Source organism: Vibrio azureus, from assembly GCF_002849855.1.
GTDB lineage: Bacteria > Pseudomonadota > Gammaproteobacteria > Enterobacterales > Vibrionaceae > Vibrio > Vibrio azureus.
This window is the reverse complement of sequence record NZ_CP018616.1, coordinates 1,484,512-1,503,423: the sequence shown is the minus strand read 5'-3', so window position 1 is coordinate 1,503,423 and position 18,912 is coordinate 1,484,512. Positions and strand designations below refer to the sequence as shown.

Annotated in this window: 16 protein-coding genes and 1 pseudogene; 9 read left to right on the top strand and 8 right to left on the bottom strand. The window is 40.5% G+C overall.

Translation table 11 applies throughout. The annotated features are described in order from the left end of the window. Window positions 1–4: 4 nt before the first annotated feature. Window positions 5–721, bottom strand: a complete 717-nt coding sequence (gene cobB / locus BS333_RS06850; protein ID WP_021708408.1) for a Sir2 family NAD+-dependent deacetylase — start codon at window positions 719–721, stop codon at window positions 5–7. 265 nt (window positions 722–986) lie between these two features. On the opposite strand from cobB, the gene BS333_RS06845 reads away from it, so the two are divergent. Together BS333_RS06845 and BS333_RS06840 are read left to right on the top strand one after the other, a co-directional pair. Then, on the top strand, window positions 987–2,813 hold the full coding sequence (locus BS333_RS06845; RefSeq protein ID WP_021708410.1) for a response regulator: 1,827 nt from the start codon (window positions 987–989) through the stop codon (window positions 2,811–2,813). A gap of 207 nt (window positions 2,814–3,020) precedes the next feature. After that, window positions 3,021–4,910 carry a methyl-accepting chemotaxis protein gene (locus BS333_RS06840; RefSeq protein WP_021708411.1) on the top strand — a complete coding sequence of 630 codons (1,890 nt, stop codon included), beginning with the start codon at window positions 3,021–3,023 and terminating at the stop codon, window positions 4,908–4,910. 90 nt (window positions 4,911–5,000) lie between these two features. Here BS333_RS06840 and BS333_RS06835 read toward each other — a convergent pair whose 3' ends face one another. Further along, a complete protein-coding gene (locus BS333_RS06835) occupies window positions 5,001–6,587 on the bottom strand; it encodes an ABC-F family ATPase (RefSeq protein ID WP_021708412.1) in 1,587 nt (528 codons plus the stop codon). A 273-nt stretch (window positions 6,588–6,860) separates the two neighbouring features. Here BS333_RS06835 and BS333_RS06830 point away from each other — a divergent pair, with 273 nt between their 5' ends. The 5 genes and pseudogenes from BS333_RS06830 to BS333_RS06810 all read left to right on the top strand — a co-directional run bounded on the left by BS333_RS06830 (window position 6,861) and on the right by BS333_RS06810 (window position 11,810). After that, complete coding sequence (locus BS333_RS06830; RefSeq protein ID WP_021708413.1) at window positions 6,861–9,206, top strand: ATP-binding protein; 2,346 nt, start codon at window positions 6,861–6,863, stop codon at window positions 9,204–9,206. 2 nt (window positions 9,207–9,208) lie between these two features. Then, complete coding sequence (locus BS333_RS06825; RefSeq protein ID WP_021708414.1) at window positions 9,209–10,087, top strand: mechanosensitive ion channel family protein; 879 nt, start codon at window positions 9,209–9,211, stop codon at window positions 10,085–10,087. Window positions 10,088–10,257: 170 nt separating this feature from the next. Continuing rightward, complete coding sequence (mobA, locus tag BS333_RS06820) at window positions 10,258–10,857, top strand: molybdenum cofactor guanylyltransferase MobA (RefSeq protein WP_050567977.1); 600 nt, start codon at window positions 10,258–10,260, stop codon at window positions 10,855–10,857. Continuing rightward, window positions 10,838–11,365: pseudogene (gene mobB / locus BS333_RS06815) on the top strand (molybdopterin-guanine dinucleotide biosynthesis protein B); the annotation flags it as partial. The gene mobA and the pseudogene mobB, both read left to right, overlap by 20 nt. 178 nt (window positions 11,366–11,543) lie before the next feature. Then, window positions 11,544–11,810: a DUF2960 domain-containing protein gene (locus tag BS333_RS06810; protein WP_021708417.1), complete on the top strand. Its 267-nt coding sequence runs from the start codon at window positions 11,544–11,546 to the stop codon at window positions 11,808–11,810. 178 nt (window positions 11,811–11,988) lie between these two features. Here BS333_RS06810 and BS333_RS06805 read toward each other — a convergent pair whose 3' ends face one another. From BS333_RS06805 to BS333_RS06795, 3 genes are all read right to left on the bottom strand, one after another. Then, the gene (locus BS333_RS06805; RefSeq protein ID WP_021708418.1) at window positions 11,989–12,318 is read right to left on the bottom strand and encodes a zinc ribbon domain-containing protein YjdM; all 330 of its coding nucleotides are present in this window, start codon (window positions 12,316–12,318) and stop codon (window positions 11,989–11,991) included. A 309-nt stretch (window positions 12,319–12,627) separates the two neighbouring features. Further along, window positions 12,628–13,542: an N-acetylglucosamine kinase gene (gene nagK, locus BS333_RS06800; RefSeq protein WP_021708419.1), complete on the bottom strand. Its 915-nt coding sequence runs from the start codon at window positions 13,540–13,542 to the stop codon at window positions 12,628–12,630. 161 nt (window positions 13,543–13,703) lie between these two features. After that, window positions 13,704–14,459, bottom strand: a complete 756-nt coding sequence (locus tag BS333_RS06795) for a tRNA-uridine aminocarboxypropyltransferase (RefSeq protein ID WP_021708420.1) — start codon at window positions 14,457–14,459, stop codon at window positions 13,704–13,706. Window positions 14,460–14,646: 187 nt separating this feature from the next. Here BS333_RS06795 and BS333_RS06790 point away from each other — a divergent pair, with 187 nt between their 5' ends. Together BS333_RS06790 and BS333_RS06785 are read left to right on the top strand one after the other, a co-directional pair. Then, complete coding sequence (locus BS333_RS06790; RefSeq protein WP_021708421.1) at window positions 14,647–15,450, top strand: sterol desaturase family protein; 804 nt, start codon at window positions 14,647–14,649, stop codon at window positions 15,448–15,450. Window positions 15,451–15,664: 214 nt separating this feature from the next. Beyond that, window positions 15,665–16,162, top strand: a complete 498-nt coding sequence (locus tag BS333_RS06785) for a C40 family peptidase (protein ID WP_021708422.1) — start codon at window positions 15,665–15,667, stop codon at window positions 16,160–16,162. A 121-nt stretch (window positions 16,163–16,283) separates the two neighbouring features. On the opposite strand, the gene BS333_RS06780 is transcribed toward BS333_RS06785, so the two are convergent. The 3 genes from BS333_RS06780 to BS333_RS06770 all read right to left on the bottom strand — a co-directional run bounded on the left by BS333_RS06780 (window position 16,284) and on the right by BS333_RS06770 (window position 18,799). Continuing rightward, window positions 16,284–16,628, bottom strand: a complete 345-nt coding sequence (locus BS333_RS06780) for a DUF3802 family protein (protein WP_021708423.1) — start codon at window positions 16,626–16,628, stop codon at window positions 16,284–16,286. Between the two features lie 240 nt (window positions 16,629–16,868). After that, window positions 16,869–17,831, bottom strand: a complete 963-nt coding sequence (locus BS333_RS06775) for a diguanylate cyclase (RefSeq protein ID WP_021708424.1) — start codon at window positions 17,829–17,831, stop codon at window positions 16,869–16,871. Continuing rightward, the gene (locus BS333_RS06770; protein WP_021708425.1) at window positions 17,831–18,799 is read right to left on the bottom strand and encodes a response regulator; all 969 of its coding nucleotides are present in this window, start codon (window positions 18,797–18,799) and stop codon (window positions 17,831–17,833) included. Before BS333_RS06770 ends, BS333_RS06775 begins: the two co-directional genes overlap by 1 nt. Window positions 18,800–18,912 lie beyond the last annotated feature (113 nt).

Sequence of the window (18,912 nt, the reverse complement as noted above, 5' to 3'; positions counted from 1 at the left end):
GGGGTTAACCCTGCCCGAGTAACTCTTTGACCAGCTTAGGTACTTCGATACTTGCTTTACCGTAGCGTTTTTCCTCAAACTCACTTTCAACGGCACTAGGTTCTAAATTAATTTCTATCGTATGCGCACCGTGCATTTTCGCATCATGGACAAACCCCGCAGCGGGATAGACAAGCCCTGATGTACCGATAGAAATAAAAAGATCGGCCTCTTCGAGTAAGCCGTATATCTCTCCCATCTGAAGCGGCATTTCACCAAACCAAACAATATGGGGCCTCAGTGGCGAAGGAATTTGGCAACAATGGCAAAGTGACTCAGGAGCAAGGTCTTCATTACATTCGAATACTTGACCAGACTCACAGCAACGCGCTTTTAACAGTTCCCCATGCATATGAATAATGTGATGACTGCCTCCACGCTCATGAAGGTTATCGATGTTTTGAGTGATAATGGTTACTTTTCCATCTAATTGTGATTCTAATTGACCGAGGTATAAATGCGCTTGATTGGGTTTTATCGCGTCCTCAAGAAGTTTAGCACGTCGCTGATCATAAAAACGCTGTACCATTTGTGGATCACGAGCAAACCCTTCAGGAGTGGCAACATCTTCGATGTGATGATTTTCCCACAGACCATCCTGTGCTCGGAAGGTTTGGATTCCTGATTCTGCAGATATACCGGCCCCTGTCAGTACTACAATATTTCTATATGGAAAATTCATAAGCCATCCTTAGTTTTTGGTAAATTTTAACATTGAACAGATGACAGAAGTAGTAATATACATTAGACCATAGTCTAAGTTTGATTTTTATATTGCAAGATATCCCGTGACTAATCAATGAAACATCTAAGCTGGCAAGTTTCCTGCACTGCTTTTTATTGCTTTTTAGATAAAGCATTTTATTCTCATTTTGAAATTCAATTTGATATTTAATCTCAATTTGAAGCTCAAATTAAGAATAGCTGCTGTTATTAGGAGATGGAATATGAAGCGTTTACCCATTTGGTTTAAGTACTTGGCCAGTGTATTAGCATTAACCGTCAGTTTGAGCTTCGTTGTTGGTGAAGTCGTACGAACCTTTGAAACCAAGTATTTATCAGATCGAATGGATGCACAAATCAAAGCGAACTTTCAAGCGATCACTGCCGCTCTCTCCCCTGATGTTGCCTCTCACCGCTCACAACCGTTAAATGAGAAGCTCGCCTTAATGGCCAAGCACTACCCAGATTTATGTTATGTGTCGATTCTTGATAACTATGGAGAACAAGTCGGTAAATGGGGTGATAAGCCTCATGATAACAATCCAATGGCACTCAATTTTTCTAATTCTATTGACTCTGGTGTGTCGTCTATAGGCAGTATGCAGATTTCCATGAGTAAAAAACAAATGATGGCAGACATTAATATGCATGTTGAACAGATGCGTTTCTATACTGCTCTTACCCTGCTCTCGCTGAGTTTTCTTATTTATTTAATCTCTCAATGGATGATTTTTTCCCCCCTTTCAAGAATTAACCAAAAACTTATACATATCTACTCTAGGAAAGGCGATAAAAGCACCATCAATGTTGATGAGGTAACCCGCTTAGAATACGGCGTTGAACAATTAGAAGAGCACCTGTATAAACTCAAAACTCGTGAGCAGCAATTAGAAAATGCAAAGAGAGAAGCAGATGCAGCTAATATTGCAAAGTCTCAGTTTATCGCCACGATGAGCCATGAAATTCGTACGCCCATGAATGCCATTATCGGTGCCATTGATCTGATTAAAGAAGAACCTCTTCCAGCTCACTGCAAAGAAATTAATAATATGGCAGATGAAGCAGCACATTTACTTTTGAAGCAACTGAATGATATTTTGGACTTTTCTAAAATGGATCTTGGGAAGTTAGTCATCGATAAAAAAGATTTTGATGTTGCCGAGCTTGGTCATCAGACTTTTTCCATGCTTAAAGAGTGCTGTAAGAAAGATCTCACCTTGAACTTTAACAATCAGTTAGGGCAGCTGTCTGTCGCCCATACTGACGAAGGTAAATTATCTCAAATCATTACAAATTTACTGGATAATGCGATTAAGTTTACTCACACGGGTGAAGTGTCACTGACTTTAAATCATCATTTCCCAAATGGTCTGTGTATTCAAGTAACTGACACAGGTATCGGCTTAGAATCTGCTGATACAGAGCTAATTTTTCAACCCTTTAAGCAAAAAGATGCCACCTTTACACGACACTATTCTGGCGTCGGTATGGGATTGACGATCACAAAACGACTGGTTGAACTACTGGAAGGTACTATCGCAATCGATAGTGAACTGAATAAAGGGAGCGAGTTTACGGTTATCATCCCATGTCAAATGAAAGAAAAAGTGGTTCATAAAGACAGCAAACTGCCTTTAAGCGAAAGAATTGACAGTAACAATATACATATCTTGTTAGTGGAAGATAATATGGCTAATCAACTCGTTGCTCGAACCATTCTGGAGCATGCTGGTTTTAAAGTCACCACTGCTGATAATGGCATCGAAGCAATTGCAGCGATGAAGCGTAACCCATTTCACCTTATTCTTATGGATCTACAAATGCCCGAGATGGATGGTTTTTCTGCTTGTGAAGCAATTCGTGACTTAAATGAACATGGTCGAACTCTGCCTATTTTAGCCATGACTGCTAATGTAAGTTTTGAGGACCGACAAAAATGTCATGAAGTCGGCATGGATGATTTTCTTGCCAAGCCAGCCAATAAGCAAACAATGCTGGATGCAATAACTAGTTGGTTAGGTAAAAAGCCTATCCACTTCAACAATTCATAACAATAATTTGATGCATACCCAATTAATCAGTAAGGCAGATGAATCTTTGCTTACAAAGTTGCAAAAACTGACTAAATTGACAATAGTTTATGTGCTATTAAATTGCTTGTGAGCGGCGATGTATCGCTCCCAGCTTATTTGTGTTGCGAACACTTAATTGTTCTCGTAGTGCAAACACATTAAACGTCATTAGTTAGGAGTATGTCTATGTTAGGGTCTCCGAGTCCAAGCCACATTTTTAACCAATTTAGTATCCGTACTAAATTCATATTAATCAATGCTATATTAATTGTCGGAATATTGTTTTATGGTGCCTTTGAACAAATAAGCCTGAATAATTTACATGAACTTGAGGTTGCTTCCGTTCAAAATACCGCAGCCGAAGTTGATCTTCTTAACCTTCGTCGATTTGAAAAAGATTTTATCTCACGCCATAACTTAAAATACAAAACGCGCTTTGATGAGACATTCGCAGTCCTTTCGAACAGGCTTACCGCACTGGACAAACGCTTACACGAGCATGGGCTTCAATTTGACGGGCAGATCGACCTTATCAGTTCAACTCTCAATCAATATAGAGTGATGTTTACCGATTTGGTTGCTCAAATACAGTTGCTTGACTCACCCACATCGAGTGACTCATTAATTCAGCAATTAACTCAAGCTCGCCAACAACTTAAGCAAGACATTATTCAGCTTAATGAGTTGCAAGCGAAGGTCGATTTTTCATCGTTAATGGAACATGATTTAACCTACCAAGCCATTCCAACTCAACATCATCAACAAGCTTTATTGAACGAACTCGCTAAATTTCAAACAACCTATCCCCAGCAAACACAGTTAAAAGCGTCTATTCAGCAATATCAGGATGATTTAGCGCAAGTATTTCAAGCTTATCAGGTGTTAGGAATGACGCCTGATGAAGGGTTGAGAGGTAAACTTCGCCAAACGGTTCATCAAACAGAACAAGAGATTCTTTCGTTACAAGATGAAATTGAAACCGCAATATTAGACGCTTCAAATAATGTGAAAAACCAGCTCCATTTATTTGGTGCCTTAATTGCAATTACTATATCCGTGCTTCTCGCTTTCATTGGACGCAGTATCATACTCAGAATTAGAGCGATTAATACCATGATGCAAGAAATCGCTAATGGCAATGGTGACCTTACTCTGCGGATGAATCCTAAAGGCAATGATGAACTGGCTCAATTAGGGCGTTCCTTCGATCAATTCATTGATAAAGTTCATGGTCTAATAAAAGAAGCGGCGTCGGTCAAAGAAGTACTGTTAAACAGCTCGTCGGAAAGTGAACACGCAGCCGAAAACAGCATTAAAAATGCAGAGCAACAGAAAATAGAGTCAGAATCAGTGGCAACAGCAATTAATGAGTTGGTTGAAACAAGTAATGAGATAACACGCAATATTGAATATGCTGCCTCACATACTTCTGAAATTAAAGAAGCTTCCCATTGCGCATTAAAAATCACACATCAAGCGAGTGATAGCATGCACTCTCTTGCCTCAAATATTATAAACTCACAGGAGCTTATCCAACAGCTTGAGGAACAAAGTCGAGAGATAAACTCCGTTATTTCGACCATTCAAACTATAGCAGAGCAAACAAATTTACTCGCGCTTAATGCGGCTATCGAAGCAGCACGAGCAGGAGAATATGGCCGAGGCTTTGCGGTCGTTGCTGATGAAGTTCGGGATCTATCCATGAAAACAGATCAGTCTACTCGACAGATTGAAACAACCATCAGTAACCTCACTGATCAGGTTCATCGAACAGTCAGCTTGATGTCGGAGAGTCAGTCACAAGCAGAAGCTACGCAGCAAGAGACAAAACAAGTGGTAAGTGCAATTGACAGCATGAACCAACAAATTGAGGATTTATTTGACCTTAATGCACAAATCGCAACAGCATCAGAACAACAGTCTGTGGTGTCTGGAGATATTGACCGGAATGTTACACAAATATCATCTCTTGCCAACGATACCCATCGAGAGATCCAAAGCTCTGTCACTTGTACAAAACAAGTCAGCCAGGTTAGTCTCAAATTGGATGCTATTGTGACTCAATTTCGTTATTAGGCTTGTGAGACCCGTCTTCACTTGAGTACGATGTTATCAAAAAATACGATGTCGTAAAAAGGGAAGCAACATGCTTCCCTTTATACTTAACTAGGCATCTCTTGTCTTCAAAAACTCGTCGTAAGTGCCTTTGAAATCGGTAATTTTACCATCACGAATTTCGATAATTCGAGTCGCCAAAGAGTCAACAAAAACACGGTCATGAGAAACAAAGAATAAGGTCCCTTTGTATTGTTCAAGCGCCGTATTCAATGCCTCAATCGACTCCATATCCATGTGGTTAGTCGGTTCATCCATTAACAACATGTTAGGTTTGTGCATCATCAGCTTACCAAGCAGCATTCTACCCTGCTCTCCACCAGACAATACTTTGACCGATTTTTTAATATCGTCTTGACCAAATAACATGCGACCTAAAAATCCACGGACAGCTTGCTCATCATCGCCTTCTTGTCTCCATTGCCCCATCCATTCTGTAAGGTTAAGGTCTTGTGAAAAGTCATGCGCATGATCTTGAGCATAGTAGCCGATGTTAGCATTTTCCGACCACTTAAATTCACCGTTACGAGGCTCTAGTTCACCAGCCAAAGTATTTAAGAATGTTGTTTTACCGACACCGTTTTCACCGATGATGGCAACACGTTCACCAACTTCAAAAATCGCACTAAAATCACTGAATAAATCGTCCTCAAAGCCTTGAGTCAGATTTTCAACCACCAATGCATTACGGAAAAGCTCTTTCGATTGCTCGAAGCGAATAAATGGGCTTTGACGGCTTGAGGCTTTGACTTCATCCAGTTTGATCTTATCAATTTGTTTTGCACGCGAGGTAGCTTGTTTCGCTTTAGATGCGTTCGCTGAGAAACGAGCAACGAACGTTTGTAATTCAGCGATTTGTGCTTTCTTCTTCGCATTATCATTGAGTAAACGCTCACGAGCTTGAGATGCAGCGGTCATATACTCGTCGTAGTTACCTGGATACACACGTAACTCACCATAATCTAAGTCAGCCATATGAGTACATACTGAGTTTAAGAAGTGGCGATCGTGCGAAATAATGATCATTGTACAGTTACGCGCGTTAAGCGTTTCTTCCAACCAATGAATCGTATCCATGTCCAAGTTGTTGGTTGGTTCATCAAGTAGCATGATATCTGGGTCAGCAAATAGTACCTGTGCAAGAAGGACACGCAGTTTCCAGCCCGGTGCCACTTCACTCATCAAACCAAAGTGTTGCTCCAGCGGGATACCGACAGCAAGTAATAGTTCACCTGCTTTCGCTTCTGCCATGTAGCCATCCATTTCTGCGAATTGCACTTCAAGATCGGCAACCTTCATGCCATCTTCTTCGCTCATTTCAGCAAGAGAGTAAATACGGTCGCGTTCCTGCTTTACTTGCCAAAGCTCTTTATGACCCATGATAACCGTATCGATAACGGTATATTCTTCATAAGCGAATTGATCCTGATTAAGTTTGGCAACACGCTCGTTCGGGTCGTAGCTCACGTTACCACCGCTTGGATCAAGCTCACCACTGAGTATTTTCATAAAGGTGGATTTACCACAACCGTTCGCTCCAATTAAGCCGTAGCGATTGCCCTCTCCGAACTTGACTGAGATGTTTTCAAATAGCGGCTTTGCGCCAAATTGTTGAGTAATATTCGCTGTGGAAATCAAAACCTTTACCTTAGCAATGTTGAGTTTATTGAGAAAATTCGCGTCACGTTACTGCTTAAGGCTTCACACTTCAAGCTTTGTTTTTATGAATTTGTACCCAGCGACGAGTATCGTACAGAATTAGAACACTTTTATTCTGAAAAATGAGCGTATTAGTAAAACTTTGAGTTCTTAGCTTAGTCCAAAGTTCATTTCAAGGTGACATGACGAAATTAGCATATCATCATAAAGCAACTACACTCTCGATAAGCGTTTAAGTTTAAAGAGGATTTTATGCCGTTCGCAACACACGCTTTGTTTTGGGTGCTATTAATGTTTATCCCTCCCACTCAAGCTATGGAGGACTATGAGTTTCAATACAAACCACAGCCCCTTCCTATTGCTCAGGATATTGCACAAAAAGTCACTGACTTACCCGAACTTGCCTTTATATCACCGCAAGATCAACAAACGGTGAATCATTTACTTCGCATTGTTATCGAACAGCTGCAAAAACAAACTGAAGCATTTAGCAAACAGCTATCTCATTATCACAATGTCAATAATGAGCAAGACTGGCAAACCATACAGTTAAGATATTTGACCATAAACAGCTTAAGTAGAAGCAAAGAAAAGCTGCTTACTTTCGCAACTGCACAAACAAGAGAACGATTAACAGGGTTTGGGCCATTGGGAGTAACGCAATTTAAACAGGAGTGGTACCAGACTCGATTGAATTTCGAATATCTGATTTTATTTCAAATTCGCTCTTTTAAGCTTCTTGGTCAACAGATGGTCATTTCCCCTATTCCAGTCATCTGGTCAAGCGTGAAAGTATTGTTCATCTTTGCGATTTTATTTTGGTGGCTAAGCAACAGTAAGCGCATGACGGATTTATTTCGTCAAAGGCATCTTAACGAAGTCATTAGCCCTCCAGTTTGGGTTCGACTAGTTTGGTATATCTGTCGAGCGAATAAGGCCATAGCTTGGCTAATCGCATTAATATTGAGCATACGAGTTTTGTCTCAATTACCTAGCTTACAACATTTATCTATTTTCGAGATTTTTACCTGGTGGATACTAGGTGGGGCCATAATCATTAATATCATCCTTGAGTTTACGGCGAGAAACGTTCGTGGCGCTGGCCCTAAAACGTTAAAATTATGCCTTATCACTATACGTCGATATATATGGAGTATCATTATTGCGGGTGTGATACTACAGATATCAATGCAAACACTTGGAAAAGGCACTATTTATTCATGGATTTCCAGTGTGGTGTTTGTCTGGTTTGTGCTCATCACTCTGGCCGTATTGCGCCTTTGGCGTGAGACGGTGTTTCAAGCTGCAGATAAAGTTGTAGAGCAACCTGCTCTTGTTTCTTGGGCACAAGCGCATAAAAAGCGGTTTTTCATCAGTTTATTTTGTACTGCAATCACTGCAGTTTGGCTTTTATTTACTCAACTCAAATATCGTCTAATTACCCTACTCTCTAAATACACTTTATTCAGTCAAGCCCTCGCTTACTTATTCAGAATAGAAGTTTCAAAGCAAACCAATACCAAAGGAAATGATGCAACACTTGTTCGTATTCGTGGAGAGAGAACTTTTGATTATATCCAACCGGGTCATCCGAACAGCACTTTGGTTAGCTATGCTGCAGATGAGATAAAACAAATCTCTAAGTACGTTTTAACCGATGGACCCGCGGTTTGTGTCGTAACTGGCGAACGTGGTATCGGTACCACCACTTTCCTGCACACACTGTTAGGTAAAGTAAAGAATGCAGAACCGATATATTTAAATTGCACTCATGGTGGTTACAACGATTTTATTACCGACCTTGCAGCTGCACTCGGCCTTGCGGAAAATGTGACTGAACAACAAATCTTATCTTTTTTACGCGAAAGCGACACCGTCTACTTAATCGCCGTTGATAATGCTCAGCGGCTGGTTAAACCCACAGTAGGTGGTCTAGAAAGTTTGATAAAACTGACAAATCTTTTACGACGTTCAAAACTAAATCATCGGGTGATTATTGCGATTGAAAAATCCAGTTGGCGTTTTGTTGATAGAGCTCGTGGGGAGCGTTTATTGTTCGATTGGATCTCCGTGATGCCTAAGTGGAATGAAAAGCAGCTTGCTGACCTATTCGACTCCCGCATTAATCAAGAGCAAACGCATCAACTGAGTTTTGTTGGTTTAGTGGTCCCCAAACAATGGGCTCAGGAAGACATCACCGAAGAAGAACGTGCCAAGCAAGGCTTTTATCGAATTTTATGGCATTACTCAGATGGTAACCCCACTGTTGCCCTGCGTTTCTTTCGACTGTCTTTACGGCAAGACAAAGAGACCCAAGAGGTGGTCGTTCGCCTTTTTCATGCGCCAGAATCTCAAGAACTGGAAAAAATGCCCAAGCCGATGTTGGCAGTTTTACGCTCAATTGTGCAATTGGAAGTAGCTTCTCCTGAAGAGTTATCAGAATGCACTCAATTAAGTGTTGCTGAAGTCATTGGCACACTTCGCTATTTTCAAAGTCGAGGCTTTATTGAATGGAATAAAGACAAAGCCAGAGTGTCCGACCATTGGTTCCGTCACATAACCAATGTCCTCGACCGTCAACATTTATTGGTGAAATAACGATGAAAACGCTGCTTTATCTTATATTTATGTTGCTAGCTTATAGCCCTGCTTTCGCGGCTGAAGACTCCACCAACGTTGATAATATTCAACAATTTGCCAGCATGATTCGCTGGAGTGGTGTCTTTTTTTCTATGATTGTTGTGCTCTGTACTTGGTTGTTACTCAAGTTTATCCATTCTCTTGTTGAACGAGTAGGAAGCCAATTTGTTCAGTATCGGATGATTTTGCAAAAGCTGCAGTCTTTTCTCCAGTTTTTTATCTATCTCACTGCGGGATCGATTGTCTTTATGATGAGTTTTCGAATTAATGACCAAATACTTGCGTTAATCGGTGGCACTCTTGCCGTTTCTGTCGGCTTCGCGCTCAAAGATCTCGCGGCATCGTTTATTGCAGGGATGACCGTGATGGTCGATAGGCCCTTCCAAGTCGGTGACCGTGTCACTTTTGATGGTCATTATGGTGATATTATTACGATTGGGCTCCGCTCTGTCCGAATGAGAACCCTAACCGATGATATCATTACAATTCCAAACAATAAGTTTCTCAGTGAAGTCGTTATCAGTGGTAACTATGGTGAGCTCGATATGCAGGTCGTCATCCCTTTTTATGTCAGCATTAATGAGGATATTCCGCTAGCGCGTGATCTTATCCAAGAAGCAGCTTCATCCAGTCGTTATGTCCACCTTCCCAAACCTGTAACTGTCCTTGTTAAACAGACTATCACTGATAATTACTTGGCGATTCAACTCACTTGTAAAGCTTACGTCGTTGATACTGTGTATGAAAAGTTGTTTGAAACGGATATTACGCTCAGAGTGATGAAAGAATTTAAAAAACATGGCATTCATCCTCCTAAAATTGCCCTACATTCAGAGTAATTCTGTATATACCCAGTAAAAAGTTAATCAAGCTCAAATTATCATGGTTAAGTCTGTGCTAGGGTGAAATGTAAAGATTGTAATATGCAAGTAACGACAAGTGCTTGATTTAAAGTGATGTGAAACACTCACAATCACCTTTCTAGTTAAAATAAACTCCAACGAGAATGATGATTATACCAAATGAAACAAGCTGGGTTATATTAGCTGGCGGACAGGCCAGTAGAATGGGAGGAAGAGATAAAGGATTAATCGAATTCTTTGATAAGCCTTTAATCGAACACGTAGTCAAACGCTTGTCTAATCAGACTTCTAATTTATTTATTAATGCTAACCGAAACCTAGAGTCATACCAAAAGTTTGCTGTTGTGTTCAGTGATAAAACAGAAGGCTTTCTGGGACCTGTCAGTGGTTTCCAGTCAGGGTTGAACTATGCGACAACCGATTGGGTTGGCTTTGTACCCTGTGATTGCCCTTTTATTTCACCTTACCTTGTTACTCGATTTTGTCAGGCCGCTAACGAAAACGTCGATATCGTTGTGGCGCACGATGGCCAATACCCACAACCGGTATTTACGCTTATGCACAAGCGTATCCTTCCCCAGATCAATGCCTTCTTGCTACGCGGGGAAAGAAAAATCACTCGCCTTTATACGGAGTGTAATACCCATTATGTTGACTTTAGCGATTCACCACGAAACTTTATCAATTTAAATACACCAGAAGAGCTCGCGATATTGGATAACTCTTATGAACTCAAAACACATTAAAATACCAATCTTGGGGTTTGCCGCCTATTCTGGCACCGGAAAAACCACCTTACTTGAGGCACTCTTACCCAAATTAACACAGTCAGGGTTACGTATTGGGATGTTAAAACATGCTCACCATGACTTTGATGTTGATCAACCAGGAAAAGATAGCTATCGCTTGAGAAAAGCGGGGGCCTCTCAAATGTTAATTGCTTCCCGTTATCGTCATGTGTTAATGACGGAAACCCCCAATGCTGAGACAAGCTTTTATCATCTATTAGAGTCTTTCGATCAAAGCTCTCTCGATGCGATTTTGGTTGAAGGCTGTAAGAATCTTGCTTTTCCCAAAATAGAACTTCATCGCGAACAAGTAGGTAAACCATGGTTGTATCTTTTCGATGACAACATCATCGCCATTGCTTCCGATAGCAACCGACTTGATACCCCCCTCCCTCACATGAATATCAATGATATTGACGCAATTGCGCGATTTGTTATGCAGTTTATTGAAAAATTCAACCAACAACACAGCACTTGTAAAGCGTGACAATTCTCTCTCTTCAAGGCAAAATCTAACGTTATACCAAAGTGACCTCAAGACGTTCGCCCTTTTTGAGTGTCTTGATATCACTTGGGTATCGTATTTTGAAGTCAGTTCCATCTGGCTTTCATAGATTTATCAAACTTTATCCAGAGAGACTGCTATGGCTCGTACCATTCTTTACACGTATAAAAATGAAGACAAAGAACTGACGTTTTCTTATCAGCAACATCGTAATATTCATGAAGCGGTAGCTGAAGCAGAAGGGATTGATATTTCTGCCTATTTAAAGATGGAGCAACAAATTGAAGCGGTATCGGATACAAAAGCAGTGAGGAATTACCGTGATAACCACTTCAGAAAGCTCGGTTTTACTAAGATCACTCTCGCTCAAAAAGAAAACTTAGGTGTTGGAAAAAAAGACAAATAACGACAGTCAAAACTTTCCAGTTCTTTGTCTTACCCAAGTAAAGTACTAACCCAAGCCAATCTAAACGGCTTGGGTTTTATTTTCGTAGAATCTATATCTAAGTAACCTCAAAATGCTTTGTTCAGCGCAATAATCTTGGGAACTTGTCACTTAGGAATATTTATGCTGTATTGGGTGCTTAAGATTTTTTAACAAACTGAGCAGTAACTAACATCTCACCCGCACCGTCGACACGACAATCCAATTGATGATCCTTCCCGTCCTTTATACGCTTTATGAGAGCTTTGGTGCCAATCTTCAGCACAATAGAACTGCCTTTTACTTTTAAATCTTTGGCTAGTGTGACTTTATCGCCCTCATTCAGCAAGGTCCCATTGGCATCTTTAACTTGTATGTTTTCTTCAATTTCAGAAGGGTCCCACTCATAAGCACACTCAGGACAAACTAATACATTTTGGTCTTGATAAACAAATTCTGATTGACAGTTAGGGCAAGGAGGAAAAGACATAGATTAATAGCTATACAATGGAAATTTCACACATAATAGTCTTTTTTGCGAAGGTGATCGAGCGCCCTTACTTAGATATATCTCTTGGATAAACATCAGTCCAAAAGTAAATATAAAACTTCACGGTAACCAATTGGAGTTAATATCAATTAGTTCAGTTAAAAATGAATTTCTACCAGAGAGGCAAGCCAGATAGGAAAGAGGAAGGCATTGATGGGTTTGTGCTTTAGCTAATTTACTTATGCACTATCCCGCGTATTAACTATTTGCTAATACGCTGGGATAGCCGGACATGATATGAGTATGAAATTACGATGGTTTAATATTCAAGAAAGCGGCGCCACGGACACCACCAGAATCACCATGCTTTGCTTTGATGATCGTTGGGCATTTTGCGACAGATAGGAGGTGTTTAGGAATACGCTTGGGCATCTCATCATAAATCAGATCAAAGTTTGATAAACCACCACCCAGAACGACAACATGTGGGTCCATGGCAGTAAAAACATTAGCCAAGCAAATCGCTAACAATTCCATGAAGCGATCGACATGTTCGACAGCATTTGCTTCACCTACTTTATACGCGGTGATGATATCGACTGCTTTTTTCTCTTCGCTGTAATAATGCGTGTATAAGTCTTCAAAACCTCGACCAGACAAATAACTGTCTAAACAGCCTTTTTTCCCACACCCACATGGTAAGAGTGGCGCGTCTTCTCCCAAATGGAACCAAGCATCAAGAGGGAGTCGTGTGTGCCCTTCTTCACCAGCCACATGATTTCGACCTGAAAATACCTTACCATCAACGATAATCCCACCACCGAAGCCGGTCCCAAGTATCAACCCTAAAACAGAAGGCTCATGCTGTAATTCTTCATCCCACGCTTCTGATAAAGCAAAACAATTAGCGTCGTTTTCAATTTTGACATCACGCCCTACTTTTGCTTCAAGATCGGCACGAAGAGGCTTACCCTTTGCAGCAGGTACGTTAACCGTCAGAACTGTCTCTGAGTCAGCATCTTCCATTCCCGGCAGACCAAGTCCAATACTGCCCTCACAACCAAACTCTGTATCGTACTTATCGACTAGATCGGAAATGGTATTGACCAACAATTTATAGTCATTCGTCGGTGTCGGAACTCGTTCAGTGGCTACACGTTCCAATTCATCGTTAAATGCACCAAATTCTATTTTCGTGCCGCCAACATCGAAACCGTAATACATGCAATTATCTCCTATACTGCGCTTTTGACTCTCACCAAGCATCCTCGAGTCGAATTAATGATATTATCCATACCTGATCATCGATATACCGTGACCCGTTTCTGATTTATCTCTTTGTCATGGTGAATAAGCCTCGCAGTTTGAGCACTTATGTTTATTACTTAGAGTGACTTCTCGGTTTTTAGCCATTGCTCAAATTTCTTTAAGCAAGGACGAGAAGGATCGGTTTTCACCCTTGTTTTAGTTAACATATACGTTTCACGGAAGGTTTCAAACCACAGTTGTAAGCATTGCGATGCCTTTTCTTCTCCTGCTTGCTCCAACACCAGCGAAGCAACTTCTGCTGTTGAAAGGTGCTGCTCATTATCGGAACGTCGCATTATATATTCAGAGACAAATTCGGGAGCGATAGAGAGTACGGGTAAGGACTGCAAAAAGTCAGAGCGTCGAAAGATTTTGCGCGCCTCTCGCCAACTGCCATCAATGAAAATAAACAGCCATTTTTTTCTGCCCATCACTTCATGCTTTGTGTGCTCAGTTGTTAAGCTAGATAACAAACGTTCTGGGTCATCAACATAATCAGCAGGAAAAATAATTACGGGCTGATAACGCGGATTATTAATTAGATCTAACATTTCCTTATCAGGGTTGGTTCGATTCCACTGATACACATAGGATTCACTAATTACATCTGCAATTAAGCGTCCTGTATTACTAGGCTTAAACACTTCGTTTTCCGATACCAGTAGTAAGCATGCGACATCCGTCGTTAGATCAGGCTGTAGCGCACATAAGCAGTATTGCTGTGATACTTGGCAATACGGGCATCTCACAACTTTACAACCACGAGCTTTAAAAGACTTAGTTGAGATGGATTGACGGTGCTGGTATAAACGGTGAAAAGCGTGGATTCTCATTAGAAATCGGTCAACAATAGCAAAATAGAGCGAGATTCTACTTGTATAGCCAAATAAGCTCAAGACCACTTGACGGTAAAGAGCACTTCATGGAAAGGACCACTTAAAAGCTTTAAGGCTATCTCAAAGTGAACCGTTGTAAGTTGCTAAAGGTATTACTTAAAAGAAAAAGGAAAGGAAAAAGACATTGTTAGATTATATGGTCGATAACGCTTCTGAGGTACGGTTTATTTGTTTTATTACCGTATTCATGCTGTGTGCAATATGGGAACAGAAAATCCCAAGAAGAACACTGACATTAACTCGCAGGTTTCGTTGGTTTCATAATCTCTCCTTACTTACCACCAATAGTGCGTTAATTGCGCTCTTAGTACCATTAGCCACTATACAAGCTGCGACGATTGCTGATGATAACCAATGGGGTGCGTTGCATTATTTGTCCGTTCCCTGGTGGGCTAACCTAATGGTAAGCTTGCTGTTACTTGATCTGCTTATTTATGCTCAGCACCGTTTGTTTCACATGGTGCCTTACTTATGGAAGCTTCATCGCGTTCATCACAGTGACCTTGATGTCGACGTTACCACCGCCATTCGTTTTCACCCAATTGAAATGATTCTTTCCTTATTTTTAAAAATCATGGCCATTTTTATTTTGGGTGTTTCCCCGATTGCGATCATTATTTTTGAGATACTGCTTAATGTAAGTGCGATGTTTAATCACAGTAACGGTCGCATAGCACGCTTAGTCGATAAAAAACTTCGCTGGTTTATCGTTACCCCTGACATGCATCGTATTCACCACTCAATCAACATAAACGAAAGCCACTCAAACTTTGGCTTTTTTCTTTCTATCTGGGATCATTGGTTTAAGACTTCCAAAGCGAGACCAGAAAAAGGTCATAAGCAGATGTTAATCGGAGTCAAAGGCATCCTTTCCCCTCAAGAGCAAACCGTATTTAAGTTGATTACCCAGCCTTTCCATATTAAGTAATCCCACAGGGTGATGGATAAACACAGGAATGGGTCAATAACCACCCCCACGCTGTTACAGCGTCACCTTTTTGATGAATTTATAGCGGTTTCGCCTATAAAAACACCTTTGAACCACGTAACACTCAATATTATTTTGAAAGTTGCCCACTTAGTAGCTATAACATTAATAAATCAGCATATTATAACTCACCCCAAAGTATGGAGCGCTTAAAGTGAACAAAATACGCTTAGCTTTTATTCCTTTATTCATCTCAATCTTGCTGAGCGCTTGCAGTTCAAATCACAATGTCTCCTCAAATAGCGACAAGCATGCTGCAAACTCTGTCAATCAAAAACAAACCATAAAAAATAGTGAACTGATGAAGTTCTATGAAGAATGGCAAGGGACCCCCTATCGGTTAGGAGGAACCCAAAAATCTGGAATAGATTGTTCAGCATTTGTACAAAAGGCTTTGATTACGGCATATCAATTCCCATTACCGAGAACCACACGTCAACAAGTCAAACTTGGTAAAGAAGTCAGTTGGGAAGAAACACAACAAGGTGATCTCGTCTTTTTCAAAACTCGAAGGTCAACTTACCATGTCGGTGTTTACCTAGGTGATAAGCAATTCATGCATGCATCAACATCAAAAGGTGTCATCATTTCAAGAATGGACAATCCCTATTGGGCTTCTAAGTTTTGGCAAGTGAGAAGAGTGATGCTTTAGTTATATCTGCCTTGTACTTACTTCTACCTAGGTTCTATATCTTCTTTGGATCGGTCAATATATGTTTTTACATGCCCATAAAGCTCCATCACAATAAAAGATCTATCACAATAAACCGATGTTAGTCATACGTTGCGATGGCAGTATCAAAAAGATTTTTGACCAGTGCAATGTACTCATCTAAAAACTCAATCTGTTGATTGGTTGCTTTCATAACCCAGATGCCGGCTAAAACTTCACTCAAATCTTCTACGACAGCATCAGCTTCTTTTAAAAGTTTAAAACGTACACTAGAGTGCAAATCTGGGTTTTGTTCAAAAATAGACATGATGTTTGAAGCGACCATATCGGTAACGACATCTTCAATACTTTCCATACCAGTGTCACCCACTTCCGAGGTAAACAGGTTAAGGTGCAGCGATAAATACTCAATAAGAGCAAGATATCCATCGGTTTCTATAACCACGATTATTCTCCGTTACAAAACGTTCTTCTAATAAGAAAGATGATGGCTTTCATACTAAGCGATTGAGCGAAAATTTCACTCTTTTCTTGCATATTGGAGTGCAAATGCTCATTTTGTAGGAAGAATATTTGAGTCACTTATACCTAGGTAGCCTCAAGATAGTCGTATCCATGAACACTGCACCAGAGGTTACTTGGGTATAAATATATAGCGGATGAACAATGTTAAACATTAAACATTTTAAGCATCGCGATAATAGCAAGTTTGATTTCTGCCAGATTCCTTTGCACGATATAAAGCCATATCTGCACATTTGAGCCATTGCATATAGTTGTCAAACTGTGGTCTGTATTGACTGACGCCGATACTGATCGTAAAACGGATCGCTAGCTCTTCAACATGAACCACCTCTCTTTCTATCTGTTTTCTTAGCCGCTCTGCGAATACTCTTGCTTGGGTTTGAGAGGTTTGAGGCAGGAGAACAGTAAACTCCTCTCCTCCAAACCTACCACAAACATCTGAACTGCGTGCTGCCTTTTGAAGCAGATCAGACGTTCGTCGAATCACCTCATCACCGACATGATGTCCATAGGTATCGTTGACTTTTTTGAAATGGTCGATGTCGCATATTACCAAAGAACTTGGGCTATCAATAATTTTCAAAAGTTCAAATTCTTCACTTAGCACCTGCTCCCAATGGTTTCGATTAAACAACCCCGTTAAGCCATCTTTACGGCTAAGTTCTGACAAATGTTTATTGGTTTCTCGCAAATAAGTGCGATTGCGTGCGGCTTCAGATACATCATTAATCTGAATCACGATGTGATTGATTTCACCGGTTAGACCTCGTAACGGTGTAATAACAACATCTTGATACATCACGTTGCTTTTGTTGGAAACAGGAGAGAAGTTGTTAAACTTGAACAAATACGGGCGATTTTCCCAACTAGAAAAAGAACGCGTCTCTAAGCTAACAGACATATTGAGCTTCGTTTCTAACCAAGATTTAGGTAAGTCCTCGAAGTAATCAAATAAATATTTACCATGAATATCATGAGATAAAATACCACTATAAGATTGCATGAAACTGTTCCAGACACAAACGTGGTAATGGCGGTCCAAAACAATGATACCAGAGTCCATGGTATCTAAGATTTGAGTTATCCAATGAGTTTCTGTTATGTCCATCGTCATCTTAGACATTAGATGACCTCCATGATGTCATAAATTGTCTTTACCGAAGATTTATCCATTAGAAACAAGACTTCACATTCAAAATCCAGTAACTCAGCTCGGTAGGTGTATTCAATGGTAAACAGCTCTCCAGACTCTGTGAAGTCATCGCTGTATGGTATGAAGTTATCAATAATGGTTGGCTGACGGAGGGAAAACGATTTGTTCAACTGATAGCCAAGAGAACTAAGAAAAGACGAAACAAGTAAATTGGCAACATTTAGGATGATCTCATTATGAGGCGTTAACTCAAATGGATAACCCAGACGTTCACCTACCTGTTTAATTTCTTTACCACGTAGACAGACTAAAGCTTCACCATGAATACCACCACCGACAAAGCGCTGTGCGACCGCAACCGCACCTTCTCTTTCAACCACATCCACTAACATCATGTGCAACTCACCAAATGAAAGCGGACCCACATGAGGAACAGGCAATTGAATAAATTCACATAAGTGATCAGCAATGATAGCCGCACCTTTACCTAAAGCGATATTCGCGACTTCACGAAACTTTACAGAAGGAGGGATGTGAGTCGTGATGTAAAGCGATACATCTTTATTCATCCGATCGATATAGTGGATACCCAGCTGTTGATACATGGAACAAAGCTGCTCTTTCTCCAAGGGCTTAGTAATGAAGCCTGAAACACCTTGTGCTAAGCATCTCTTTTTACTCTCCTTTTGAACATCACCCGACATAACGACTACTCTGGTTTTATAGTTATTCACAGGCATGGATTCGAGCACTTCAAAGCCACTCATGATTGGCATTGTCAAATCAAGAAATAAGATGTCAATATCATGCTCCTTCAAAACTCGAAGAGCTTCAAATCCATCTTGTGCCTCTAGCAATTGCAGGCCATTTATCGGGAGAATCGTTCGAGCAATTGACTTTCTTGCGACTGCCGAATCATCACAAATTAGTATCTTCATACTACCTATGGAACTAACATCTAAAAAATTATCATAACCCCTATATTCAACTACCACCATATGTTAGAGCAAAAAACAACACATAAGGCGATTTGATTCACAGTTAGCCGTAT